This window comes from Amycolatopsis sp. La24 (assembly GCF_029087445.1).
Classification (GTDB): domain Bacteria; phylum Actinomycetota; class Actinomycetes; order Mycobacteriales; family Pseudonocardiaceae; genus Amycolatopsis; species Amycolatopsis nivea.
On record NZ_JARACH010000049.1, the window covers coordinates 1 to 12,122 of the forward strand.

Genomic DNA, 12,122 nt, shown 5'->3' on the forward strand with positions numbered 1-12,122 from the left:
TTTCTACAACAGTGTGCGGCGGCACTCCGCTATCGGGATGCTCAGCCCCGACAACTTCGAGCAGGCACTCCGAACGGCTGCCTGAACCCCTCGTAAGCCCCTGTCCACCATTCGGGGTGAACCTCAGCGGCGGTTGCCGCGGTGTTCGCCTACCCTGCCGACTGGCCGACGACAAGTGCCGCCGCGCTAGCGCTCTTGCTCACTCGGCGACGCGCTCTCAAATGACCATTCCTCACTCTAGGCTGGGTAGTGGGAGACGGCCTTGACTCCGACGCTCTGGACAGAGAACTAGAACCCCAGACAATCAGCCAGTCTCAGGGTTCGCACTCGTGAGCGCGCCCACAGTTGATTCGCTAGTGCTCGTCGAACTTGGTGGAGCGTTCTTCGATCGGACCTCCATCACTAGAGCCCGCGATGTTGTCGCACCAATCCGAAGCTGCTTCCGGAGCGTCTCCGCCGAGATCGGACGTCGATACCGTCGCCAGTGGTCGACGTCCGCACGGCGAGCGCGCTCCACAAGTTCCTCGTCGAGAGCAGTGGTACGACGGGGTCCCACTCCTACCCGCTGGTCGTGTTGAAGGGCCGTAGCCCCCCACGCATTCACTTCCGCGTCGTCGCATTTCAGCTCTGACGACGCAGGACTGGACAGTTGCCATGTTTCAGGACCAGCGCTTGCGACGCTGAGCGCGTGGAGCAGGCTGGGCCCGGCCTCGGCCCATCCGATCAGAAGGAGTGGGCCGACGGAGTCGAACGCGGCTTTACCCCACTGGCCTGTGCACACCGGGTCCGCAACGTTCAGCAGCAGAGTCACCACGCTTGCCGCCAGCAGGAGATGTCGGGCCGGCCGAAGCACCTGCTTATCGGCACCAGACAGGGCCAAGTGCCGTGTACCAACAAGCAACCCCAGCACTGTCAGGTCAACAGCCGGAGCCACCAGCGGAGCCACGAGCACAGGTACCTGCAGCTTCAACGCTAGGTGCAACACATTGCCGAAGCCGAAGAGAAAGGTGAGCCCGATGATCAACCCCATCATGACCGTGACAAACCGAGCGACCAACGGCGAGTTGGCGTTCACGAGGTGCTCCCACACGAACCCGGAAGCCCGAAGATCGCATCGATCGTCAACGTGCCGATGAAACATCCCTGGTCAGCCCCGCGCCTCTCCTTCGGCACTCCCGCCGAGGGCATCAATTCACACCGCGACCGAGCCTTCGAAACCGGCGTATTCATCGGGCACCACCGCTCTTGCGGCGACGTCGAGCAATCCGAACGGTTGCAGAAAGCCGCAGCTCACGAGCGGAACGGGCTTGTGAGGATGCTGTACGTGCCCCCGACGGGGTTCGAACCCGCACTGGGTCGATTTTAAGTCGACTGCCTCTGCCAATTGGGCTACGGGGGCCCACCCACCCTAGCGAACCCGCCCCCGGACACGACAAAGCCGGGCCGCCCGAAGACGACCCGGCTTCACAGGAAAACCGATCAGCCCTTGCTGGCCCGGTTGAACTCTTCCTTCGGGTTGTTGATCTGCCCCAGCGAGATGACCTCGCGCCGGAACAGGCCGCCCAGCATCCAGTCGAACAGGATGCGGATCTTGCGGTTCCACGTGGGCATCGCCTTGAGGTGGTAGGCGCGGTGGAAGAGCCACGCAGGGAAGCCCTTGATCTTCAGGTTCAGCGCGTCCGCCACGCCCTTGTGCAGGCCGAGGCTCGCGACCGCGCCCAGGTTCTTGTGGAAGTAGTCCTTCGGCTGTCCGCCGCGGATCACCTTGATGATGTTCTTCGCCAGCAGGCGGGCCTGGCGGACCGCGTGCTGGGCGTTCGGCGGGCAGGTCGCCGTCGGGTCCTGTTCGGTGCGCGAGAGGTCCGGGATGGCCGCGTTGTCGCCCGCGGTCCAGACGTCCGGGTGGCCGACCACCTGCATCGCGGCGGTGGCCTCGACGCGGCCGCGCTTGTCGAGCGGCAGGTCCGAGCCGGCGAGGACCGGGTTGGCCTTCACGCCCGCGGTCCAGATGATCGTGTCGGTGTCGAACTCGGTGCCGTCCGAGAGCACGACGTGGCCGTTTTCGAACGACTTCGCCGCGGTCGACAGGTAGACCTCGATGCCGCGCTTCTCCAGCTGCTGCACCGTGTACACGCCCAGCGTCTCGCGCACCTCGGGCAGGATCCGCCCGGCCGCCTCGACCATCACCCAGCGGATGTCCTCCGGCTTGATGTTCGGGTAGTAGTTCTCGACCGCGAAGCGGGTCATGTCCTCGAGCTCGGCCAGCGCCTCGATGCCCGCGAACCCGCCGCCGACCACGGTGAACGTGAGCAGGCGCTTGCGCAGCTCGGGGTCGAGCGTGCTGGCGGCCTCGTCCAGCTTGGTCATGATGTGGTTGCGCAGGTAGATCGCTTCGCCGATGGTCTTGAAGGCGATGCCCTCCTCGGCGAGGCCGGGGATCGGCAGGATCCGCGCGACGGCGCCGAGCGCGACCACGAGCACGTCGTAGTTCAGCGTCTCGATGTGGCCGTCGGCCGCCTCGACCGTGACGGCCTTGCGCTCGTTCTCGATCTTCGTGACCCGCGCGGTCAGCACGTGGCAGCGCTTCAGCACGCGGCGCAGCGGCACGACCACGTGCCGCGGCTCGATCGCGCCGGCCGCCGCCTCGGGCAGGAACGGGGCATAGGTCATGTGCGGCTGCGGGTCAACGACGGTCACGGAGGCCTCGTTGGCGCGCAGCATCTTCTGAAGCCCGTACGCGGTGTACAGGCCGACGTATCCACCACCGAGGACGAGGATCCGAGTCGGTTCCGACTTCGCAGCAGCCATGTACCTATAGTCGCACTTCCGAAGCGGCTCCGCTCGGGTACCCCACCCCGCTGTGACCAGCATCGCCACGCTGGTTGTCACGATTCAGATGAGCCCGGCCGCCGAGGCCGCGGCGGTGAACGCGCTCACCACCATGGGCTGTGTCACACGACCGGTCTGGACATTGCGCGGTGACACGTGGTAGCAGCCGAACACCGCAAGGTCGCCGACCTGCATCCGGGCGCCGTGCGCGAAGGCCGGACGCGGTTTCGGCACCGGCCAGCCGGCGGCGGAAAGCACGGGCAGCAGCGCCTGCCAGCCGAACGCGCCGAGCACGACGATCGAGCGCAGGGTCGGGCGCAGCAGGTCCAGCTCGTCGGCCAGCCAGTGCCGGCAGTTGTCCCGTTCAGCGGGGGTCGGCCGGTTCTCCGGCGGCGCGCAGCGGACCGGCGACACGAGCCGGGTGCCGCGCAGCGTGAGGCCGTCGCCGATGGCGGCGGACACCGGCTGAGATGCCAGACCGACCTCGTACAGCACGCGGAAGAGGAAGTCGCCGGACGGATCGCCGGTGAACATCCGGCCGGTGCGGTTGGCCCCGTGCGCGGACGGCGCGAGCCCGACCACGGCCAGCGCGGCGTCCTCCGCGCCGAAACCGGGCACCGGCCGCGCCCAGTACTCCTGCCCGGCGAACGCGGCCTTCGTCCCCGCCACGCCCTCGCGCCATTCGACGAGCCGCGGGCACGCGCGGCACCGCACCAGCTCCGCGTCGAGCTCGGCGAACGTGCGCATCGATCTCCTCCGCTTGGTGTGCTGCCACGGTAACGCGGGATAGGTTGGGGCCATGGCCGACACCACCGCGGACGAGACCGCCGAGAAGACCAAGGACGAGGAGACGAAGGCGGCGGAGCCCGTCGACGACCTCGTCACGACGCAGCACACGCTCACCGTCAAGCGGCGCAAGCTCGCCTACACCGCCCAGACCGGCCGGATCGTGCTCCGCCAAGAGGTCAAGAAGGACGGCAAGTCCGAGGGCCACCAGGCCAAGGCCGAGGTTTTCCTCACCGCCTACACCCTCGACGACGCCGACCCCGGCACGCGACCGGTCACCTTCGCCTTCAACGGCGGCCCCGGTTCCTCCAGCATCTGGCTCCACATGGGCCTGCTCGGACCGCGCCGGGTGCTGTCCGGCGACGTCAACGACCCGGTGCCGCCGCCGTACGGGCTCGAGGACAACCCGGAAAGCCTGCTCGCGCACAGCGACCTGGTGTTCATCGACCCGGTCCAGACCGGCTACTCGCGGGTGACCGAGGGCGGCGAATCCCAGCCGTACACCGGTTTCCAGGGCGACGTCGAATCGGTCGCGGAGATCATCCGGCTGTGGGTTTCGCGCAACCAGCGCTGGCTGTCGCCGAAGTTCCTGGCCGGCGAGTCGTACGGCACGCTGCGCGCGGCGGCGCTGGCCGGGCACCTGCAGGAGCGCTACGGCCTGTATCTCAACGGCCTGATGCTCATCTCGTCCGTTTTGGACCTCGGCACGCTGCGGTTCCACGAGGGCAACGACCTGCCGTACTCGCTGTTCTTGCCCACGTACGCGGCGATCGCGCACTACCACGGCAGGCACGGCGAACGTCCGCTCGACGACGTGCTCGCCGACGCCGAGGACTTCGCCTCGAAGGAACTGCCGTGGGCGCTTTCCCGCGGCGCGCGGCTGTCCACTCAGGACCGTACCGAGGCGGTGCAGACCCTGGCGTCGCTCACCGGGCTCAGCGAGTCCTATGTGGACCGGGTGAACCTGCGGATCGAGCACATCCGGTTCTTCACCGAACTGCTGCGCGACCAGGGCAAGACCGTCGGCCGGATGGACGGCCGGTTCACCACGTGGGAACCGGACGGCGGCGTCGAGCACATGAGCGACGACCCCTCGGTGTCGCGGATCATCGGCGCCTACTCCGCCGGGTTCAACCACTACGTGCGCGCCGAACTCGGCTACGAGAACGACCTGCCGTACGAGATCCTGTCGACCGAGGTGTTCAAGGCCTGGTCCTACAAGGAGTTCGAGGGCCGTTCGGTGTCCGTTGTGGACACCTTGAGCGCGGCGATGCGGGCCAACCCGCACCTGCAGGTCCACGTCGCGTTCGGACACTACGACGGCGCGACGGCCTACTACGCGTCCGAGTACGTGCTTTCGCAGCTGAAGATCCCGGAGGAGCTGCGGGAGAACATCGACACGGCTTACTACCCGGCCGGGCACATGATGTACGTGCACGAACCGTCGCGGGTGCAGCAGTCGAAGGACCTGGGCAAGTTCGTGAAGAAGGCGTCCAACCGCTGACCTGGTGAAGTGCCTATGCCGGCGCTAACCGGCATAGGCACTCACAACCAGTCGTGCTCCCGCGCATACCGCGCCGCCTCGTGCCGCGTTCGCGTCTGCGTCTTCTGCATCGCGTTCGACAGGTAGTTGCGCACCGTCCCCTCCGCCAGGTGCAGCTGCGTCGCGATGTCCGCGACCGAATACCCCTCCCGCGTTGCCCGCAGCACGTCGATTTCCCGCACGGTCAACGGACAATCGTCCACCACCGCGAGCGCCGAGACGTCCGGGTCGATCCAGCGTTTGCCCTCGTCCAGCGTCCGGATCACCGCCGCGATGTGCGCCGGTTCCGCCGATTTGCTGACGAACCCCTGCACACCGAGCTTCAACGCCTTGCGCAGCACACCCGGCCGCGCGTGCCGGGTCAGCATCAGGATCACCTGCTCCGGCCGCTCCCGCCGGATCCGCGCGACCGCACCCAGACCGTCCACATTGGGCATCTCCAGGTCGATCACCAGCACGTCCGGCCGATGCTCCACAGTGGCCCGCACCGCCGCCTCGCCGTCTTCCGCCTCGGCGAGCACGGTGATCTCGTCCTCCATCGGCAGCAACGCGGCCATCGCCTTGCGGAGCAGGGCTTCGTCGTCAGCTAGCACTACCGTCGTCATCGCTTCTCCGGGAAGGCCGCGGCCGTCACGAATCGGCCGTCCTTCTGCTCCACGGTCAATTCTCCGCCCTCATCCGCCAGCCGGTCCGCCAAAGTGGACAGTCCACTCAGTACCGGTTCCTCGCGGTCCGGAACGCCGTCGTTGACGATGCTGATCCCCGTTTCGGTCAACGTGATCCGCACCTGCCGGGCTTGCGCGTGCCGGAGGATGTTCGTGGTGGTCTCGCGCAACACCTGGCCGAGCAGTTCGTCCGCCCCCGAACCGACCTCCGCGAGCCGCTCGACCCGCACGTGAATTCCCGCCGCCTCGAAGAGGTTCTTCGCGTTCTCTAGCTCCGCAGACAGATTGAGCCTGCGCTGGGCGTAAGCGAGTTCCTTGGTCTGCACGATGGTTTCGCCGACCAGGGTGTGCACTTCGCGCAATTCCTCTTGCGCGCGTCCGAGATCCCGGTGGAGCAGCTTCTCCGCGAGCGCGACCTTCAGTTTGACCACGTGCAGCGTGTGCCCCTGGATGTCGTGCAGCTCGCTGGCGAACCGGACGCGCTCCCGGACCACCGCCAGCTCGGCTTCCTTCTCCCGCGACTCCTCCAGTTCCACAACGAGGTCATAAAGCTTCTGGCTGGCGAACATGAACACGGTCGACAACGCCGCGGCCAGGGCCGGGGCGACGACAAAAGCGAGCAGCCGCCCGCCGACCTTGTCGTCGTACACCAGCAGGTTCGTCGCGCCGATCGCGCCGGTCAGCACCGCGAGGCCGACCAGTGCGGCGAACCGGTGCCGCACCAGCGGCGGGATCAGGAACGACCCGACCATGGTCAGTCCGTAGAACGCCGCGCTCTTGTCGCTGAGCGCGCCGGCGAGCCAGACGAACGCGGTGAGCACCAGACACGGACGCGCGACGCGGAGGAAGTCGCCGGCGGTCCAGCGTTCCGCGGTCACCACGGCGGCCAGCAGCCCGATCACCTGGATGACGACGTGCCACCAGGTCTTCGACGCGAACACCACCAGCAGCAGCCCGACGAACACCAGCGGCGGCATCACCGTGATGAGGTTGAGCCGTCGCAGCCGGTCCTGGACCACGCTGCTGGCCCAGGCCGTGCGGCGAGTCCACGGAGGACGGATCTCGATCATGGTGCTCCAGCTTCGGCCACGGGATTCGGACCCAGCATGCCGCAGCCGCCGAGGGCCCACCAGTGACGCAGTGTCATGTCTTCGGCTGACGTGGCCGCACTACTCCCGACCAGCGGATCCGGCTGGAATCGGAGCATGTCCACGACCCCAGTCATCGAAGTCGACCGCCTGAACCTCACTTACGGCGACTTCCAGGCCGTGCGCGATCTGTCGTTCCAGGTCGCCCGCGGCGAACTGTACGCGCTGCTCGGCACGAACGGCGCCGGGAAGACCTCGACGCTGGAGACCGTCGAAGGCCACCGCAAACCCAGCTCCGGCTCCGTGCAGGTGTTCGGCAAAGACCCGCGCGACCGCGCTTCGGTGCGTCCCCGGATGGGGATCATGCTGCAGGAAAGCGGCTTCTCGCCGGACCTGACCGTGCGCGAGTCGATCCGGCTGATCGGCAGCCTGACCCAGCGCGACGACAACGTCGAGCGGCTGCTCGGCATCACCGACCTCACCCGCAAAGCCGCCACCAGGGTGTCGCAGCTGTCCGGCGGCGAGAAGCGACGGCTCGACTTCGCGACCGCTGTGTACGGGACACCGGACCTGGTCTTCCTCGACGAGCCGACCACTGGTCTGGACATCCAGTCGCGCGACGCGCTCTGGGATGCCGTGGACCGGCTCCGCGAGGACGGCACCACCATCGTCCTGACCACGCATTACCTCGAGGAAGCACAGCAGCGCGCCGATCGCATCGGTCTGATGCACCAGGGCACGCTCAACCGCGAAGGCACCGTCGCCGAACTGACCCGGACGCTGCCCGCGACCATCCGATTCGGACTTCCGCCGCACGCCCCGGTGCCGCCGCTGCAAGCGACCCGCGAAGAGGACGGCCGGTTCCTCATCGAAACCTTCGGCCTGCAGAAAGACCTGCACACCCTGCTCGGCTGGGCAGCGGACTACGCCGTGGAACTAGCCGAACTAGAAGCCGGACCGACCCGGCTGGACGACGTCTTCCGCGCCATCAGCAACGCTTAAGCACCGAAAGGCTTTCCCATGCTCTCCATTGCCCGCGGCGAACTGATTCAGCTCTTCCGAAATCGCCTCGTGTTGGTCACCTCATTGATCCTGCCCGTCGCATTCAGCGCTTTCTTCATCTCCCGGCACGAAACCTTCGCAAAACTCGGCAGCCTCGGATATATCGCAGCACTGACGCTTTTCTTCATTACCGCGATCGGCCTGTACACCACCACCGTCACCACTCTCGCCGCCCGGCGGCAGAACCTCTTCCTCAAACGCCTGCGCTCCACCGCGGCGAGCGACTCCGGCATTCTCGTCGGCCTGCTCCTGCCGATCACCGCGATCACCACGATCCAGGTCGGCGTCATCCTCGCCGTGCTCGGCGCGGTCACCGGCGCACCGAAAAACCCGCTGCTGCTGGTCGTCGCGGTCGTCGCGACCATCGGCATGATGGTCGCGCTCGGCCTGGCCACCGCCGGCCTCACCAACTCCCCGGAGCACGCCCAGGTCACCACGCTGCCCATCACGGTCGCGGTCCTCGCGGTAGCAAGTTGGATCGGAATCACCGGAACCGAACAGCTGTCCCTGCTGAAACGCCTTCTTCCCGGCGGCGCGGCCACCGAACTCGTATTGAATTCCTGGAATGGCGGAAGCTCGGCAACCGACTCGCTAGTCCTGTTCGGCCCGATCGCGGCGTGGCTGATTCTCAGCGTCACGCTGGCGACCCGGCTATTCCGCTGGGAACCGCGCCGCTGACCCCTTCCCGTGCCGAGGAGATCGGAGTAACGTCGGCGGCGTTCTCGATCATCGACGCGGCCGGGGTCGGCCTGACCAGCGGTCGAACCGTCCGCGAACACAGCTTTCGTGCATTTCCCTTCAGTTCCTGAGTTCGCTTGTTCTCAGCAAAGGACGGAAACCCGTGCGAAAACAATTGCTCGCCGTACTGGCGGCCGCCGCGCTCACGGCGACCGCTGTCCCAGCCCATGCCTCTCCGGCGAAATCCTCGGTGAACTGGGGCGCGTGCCCGGCCGACGTCACGTCGCCCGGCTTGCAGTGCGCGTCGCTCGAAGTGCCGCTGGACTACCGGCATCCCGACGGGAAGAAGATCAGCCTCGCGATTTCCCGCCTGCCGAGCACCGACCCGGCCAAACGGCGCGGAGTGCTGCTGTTCAACCCAGGCGGCCCCGGCGGTCCGGGCCTGGCCTTCCCGCTCCAGCTCACCCAGCTCGGACTCCCGGCCAGCCTCCTCGCCGAATACGACCTCATCGGCTTCGACCCGCGCGGCGTCGACCACAGCAACCCGGTCACCTGCGACCTCGACCCTCAACTGTCAATCGGGCCGAAGTACGCGCACAACGCCGCCGAGGTCAGCGAGGCCGCAGCGCATGCCAAGCAGGTCGCGCAGCAGTGCGCCGCCCCGGGATCCGCGGCGGTCCTGCCGTACATCACCACCGCGAACACCGCGCGGGACATGGATCAGATCCGCGCCGCGCTCGGCGAGTCGAAGATCTCTTACTTCGGCCTGTCCTACGGCACCTATCTCGGCGGAGTGTACGCGTCGCTGTTCCCGGAGCGGACCGATCGCGTGGTGCTCGACAGCATTCTCGGACCCGGCGGCTACGACATCACCGCGGCCCGGCGGTTCGCTCAAGGATTGCAGGATCGCTTCCCGGACTTCGCGAAATGGGCGGCAGCACGCAATTCTTCCTACGGCCTTGGCAGCACTCCCGCTGAGGTCACCGCGACCTTCTTCAAACTCGCGGACAAACTCGACCAGAATCCGATCGGGACCCTGGACGGATCGGCGTTCCGCTACGTGACACACGGCCTGACCTATCAGACCACGGCCTTCCCGAGGCTGGCGCAGCTGTGGCAATCCGCCCTCGCGGACCAGGCACCCGATTCAGTCCCGAGCACCGCCGGTTCGGAACAAAGCGAGATCGCCACCATGCTTTCGGTGATCTGCGGCGACAACGCGTGGCCCCGGCAGATCTCGACCTACCGGCGGAACGTCGCGCACGACCGGGTCACGTACCCGATGCTCGGCGGCGCGACCGCGAACGTCTGGCCGTGCGCAGCCTGGCCCTACCAACCACTGGAACCGGCCGTGCAATTCAGCGACCAGGGACCGTCAAACCTGTTGCTGGTCCAGAACATGCGCGACCCGGCGACCCCGCTGTCCGGCGCGCTGGACACCCGCGAAGCGTTCGGCGACCGAGCTCGAATGGTCACTGTGGACCAAGGCGGCCACGGCGTCGGGCTCCCGTACCTGAACAGCTGCGGCTTCAACGCCGTCATCGATTACCTGGTCAACGGAATCCGCCCGGCGACGGACAAATTCTGCGGTGCCGAAGCGACCGTCAAGTCGCTTACCCCGCAACAACAACAGACAGCCGACAAGATCATGGACCGGCTGCGGCAGTACTGAAACAGGCGGTGGGGCGGAACACCCGCCCCACCGCCGCTCGTTCAGCGCAGGTACGCCGAACCCCGCGTCACCGCGGAATAGGCGTCCACCGAACCATGTCCGTAGAAACCGTTGAACGACGCGTCACCCAGGCAGGTCGCCGTGAACGAAGCGTCCCGGCCCTCCTTCAGGTAATCGACCGTCCGCGGCACGGGACACGCGATCGGCGCGGCCGTGCCTTCCAGCACCCGCTGCACCGCGTCCGGATCCATCGACGCGGAATGCCCGGTCTTCTTGCCGTACTGGGAAACGATCAGCGCCGCGACACCCGTCGCATGGGGAGCGGCCATCGAAGTCCCTTGCAGCCACTGGTAATAGCCGACCCGGCCGTCCGCCGCCGTCGCCTTCTGCACGCCAAGCGCGACGCCAGCCGGCGTCACATTGCCCGCCGCGTCAATGTTTCCTTCCGCGACACCCACATTGCGCGGGTACGTCGACAGGATCTCGTTCTCCACCGTCCGGTACCACGGCGTGCCGTAACCGTCCCGGAAATACCCGCCTGGCGCGGAAACGGAGATCTGCTCGGTCCCGTAGTTGGAGTAGTCCGCCTTCGCCTGCGTCGGGCCGAACGAGCCGACACCGATCGTGTGCGGACCTTCGACCGGCAGCGAGAAGCACGAAGAATTGTCGATCTTGCGCGGATGCTTCCCGTTCGCCGGATAGTCCGGGCTCGTGACGTCGTCGTGCGGCGCGGCCATTTCGTCGTGCTGGTTGCCGAGCGCGACCACCATCGTCACGCCCTTGCGGTGCGCGTAGTTCAACGCCCGCGTGGCCGCTTCGATGATGGTGCGCTGTTCCGCCTGCTCGGCAGAAGAATCCGCCGGGTTCGAACGGCAGTTGTAGAGCCACGGGTCCACGTAGAAGCTCATGTTGACGACGTCGAGTCCGGCGTCGCCGGAATACGTCAGAGCGTCGACCATAGGCTGGAGGAAGAAGTACCCGGAATCCTGTCCGGCACGGACGTTCACCAGCGTCACGTTCGGCGCCACCCCGGACACGCCGAATCCGTTGGCCGCCGCGGCGATCGTGCCGGCGACGTGCGTGCCGTGGCCGTTGTCGTCGTGGTCCACCGGGTCGACGCAGCCGCGGTATTCGCACGGGCCGTCGACGACGGTGCCGTTGACGTCCGCGACGATGTCCTTGGTGAAGTTGCGCGAATCGGCTTTGTCGAAGTTCGGCGCGATGTCCGGGTGACTGCCGTCGACGCCGGTGTCGATGATGCCGACCTTCACCCGCTTGTCGCCAGCCTGCTTGGTGCGCGCGAGGTCGGAGCGAGTGGACTTGAGGCCCCAGAGCTGGTCGTCCAGCGGATCGGTGCCGACCGCCTTCTTCGCCGCGGCCTTGCGCGAAACGCTGCCGCGGCCTTCCTTCTCGACCGCGTCCGGCTTCTCCTTCTTGCCCGCCTTCGGCGCGCTGCCGATCGCTTTCGCCTTCGCCGCACCGAACACCGCGCGGTTCGCCGAAACCCGCTCAGTGAAGCCGACAGCGGGCGCGGTGGCGGTGATGAGCCCGACCGCCGTGTTGGTCGCGACGATCGTGCCGCCGGCGTCGCGCACCGCCTGCTGCGCGGCGGCGACACTCTGGCCGTCCCGCGCCAGCACGCTGAATTCCGTGACCGGTCCGGCCGGTTGGGCCGACGCCGCTCCAACGGCGACGCCGGACACCGCACCGAACAATGGCACCGCGAGTGCCACAGCGAGCAATCTTGGTCTTTTCACGAGTCCTCCTGACCGAAACCGACAATGCAACGTACATAGCGG

The 12,122-nt window shown here is 67.1% G+C and carries 9 protein-coding genes and 1 tRNA gene; 4 read left to right on the forward strand and 6 right to left on the reverse strand.

Annotated features, from left to right (window positions below; all coding sequences use genetic code 11):
- Positions 1-1,325 precede the first annotated feature (1,325 nt).
- The 3 genes from PUT80_RS33575 to PUT80_RS33585 form a co-directional block, all read right to left on the reverse strand.
- A tRNA-Leu gene (locus PUT80_RS33575) sits at positions 1,326-1,399 on the reverse strand.
- 80 nt (positions 1,400-1,479) lie between these two features.
- Positions 1,480-2,808, reverse strand: a complete 1,329-nt coding sequence (locus PUT80_RS33580) for an NAD(P)/FAD-dependent oxidoreductase (RefSeq protein WP_037820285.1) — start codon at positions 2,806-2,808, stop codon at positions 1,480-1,482.
- An 84-nt stretch (positions 2,809-2,892) separates the two neighbouring features.
- Entirely contained in the window at positions 2,893-3,576 is a 684-nt protein-coding gene (locus PUT80_RS33585) for a uracil-DNA glycosylase (RefSeq protein WP_037820283.1), read from the reverse strand.
- A 52-nt stretch (positions 3,577-3,628) separates the two neighbouring features.
- On the opposite strand from PUT80_RS33585, the gene PUT80_RS33590 reads away from it, so the two are divergent.
- Complete coding sequence (locus PUT80_RS33590) at positions 3,629-5,119, forward strand: peptidase S10 (protein ID WP_275294528.1); 1,491 nt, start codon at positions 3,629-3,631, stop codon at positions 5,117-5,119.
- A gap of 41 nt (positions 5,120-5,160) precedes the next feature.
- Here PUT80_RS33590 and PUT80_RS33595 read toward each other — a convergent pair whose 3' ends face one another.
- A complete protein-coding gene (locus tag PUT80_RS33595) occupies positions 5,161-5,763 on the reverse strand; it encodes a response regulator transcription factor (protein ID WP_037820278.1) in 603 nt (200 codons plus the stop codon).
- Positions 5,760-6,893, reverse strand: a complete 1,134-nt coding sequence (locus PUT80_RS33600) for a histidine kinase (RefSeq protein ID WP_205670192.1) — start codon at positions 6,891-6,893, stop codon at positions 5,760-5,762. Before PUT80_RS33600 ends, PUT80_RS33595 begins: the two co-directional genes overlap by 4 nt.
- Before the next feature lie 135 nt (positions 6,894-7,028).
- Here PUT80_RS33600 and PUT80_RS33605 point away from each other — a divergent pair, with 135 nt between their 5' ends.
- From PUT80_RS33605 to PUT80_RS33615, 3 genes are all read left to right on the forward strand, one after another.
- Positions 7,029-7,913 (forward strand): ABC transporter ATP-binding protein, encoded by an 885-nt coding sequence (locus PUT80_RS33605; RefSeq protein ID WP_275294529.1) that lies wholly within the window; start codon positions 7,029-7,031, stop codon positions 7,911-7,913.
- A gap of 18 nt (positions 7,914-7,931) precedes the next feature.
- Positions 7,932-8,651, forward strand: coding sequence for an ABC transporter permease (locus PUT80_RS33610; RefSeq protein ID WP_275294530.1), 720 nt, complete (start codon positions 7,932-7,934; stop codon positions 8,649-8,651).
- 163 nt (positions 8,652-8,814) lie between these two features.
- Entirely contained in the window at positions 8,815-10,323 is a 1,509-nt protein-coding gene (locus PUT80_RS33615; RefSeq protein WP_275294531.1) for an alpha/beta hydrolase, read from the forward strand.
- A 41-nt stretch (positions 10,324-10,364) separates the two neighbouring features.
- Here the strand turns inward: PUT80_RS33615 and PUT80_RS33620 are convergent, their stop codons facing one another.
- Positions 10,365-12,080: a S8 family serine peptidase gene (locus tag PUT80_RS33620; RefSeq protein ID WP_275294532.1), complete on the reverse strand. Its 1,716-nt coding sequence runs from the start codon at positions 12,078-12,080 to the stop codon at positions 10,365-10,367.
- Positions 12,081-12,122 lie beyond the last annotated feature (42 nt).

Excerpts from the sequence above, each read along its gene's own strand:
- PUT80_RS33600 (WP_205670192.1), bottom strand. The coding sequence starts at position 6,893 with ATGATCGAGATCCGTCCTCCGTGGACTCGCCGCACGGCCTGGGCCAGC.
- PUT80_RS33610 (WP_275294530.1), top strand. The coding sequence starts at position 7,932 with ATGCTCTCCATTGCCCGCGGCGAACTGATTCAGCTCTTCCGAAATCGC.
- PUT80_RS33595 (WP_037820278.1), bottom strand. The coding sequence starts at position 5,763 with ATGACGACGGTAGTGCTAGCTGACGACGAAGCCCTGCTCCGCAAGGCG.
- PUT80_RS33605 (WP_275294529.1), top strand. The coding sequence starts at position 7,029 with ATGTCCACGACCCCAGTCATCGAAGTCGACCGCCTGAACCTCACTTAC.
- PUT80_RS33585 (WP_037820283.1), bottom strand. The coding sequence starts at position 3,576 with ATGCGCACGTTCGCCGAGCTCGACGCGGAGCTGGTGCGGTGCCGCGCG.
- PUT80_RS33590 (WP_275294528.1), top strand. The coding sequence starts at position 3,629 with ATGGCCGACACCACCGCGGACGAGACCGCCGAGAAGACCAAGGACGAG.
- PUT80_RS33580 (WP_037820285.1), bottom strand. The coding sequence starts at position 2,808 with ATGGCTGCTGCGAAGTCGGAACCGACTCGGATCCTCGTCCTCGGTGGT.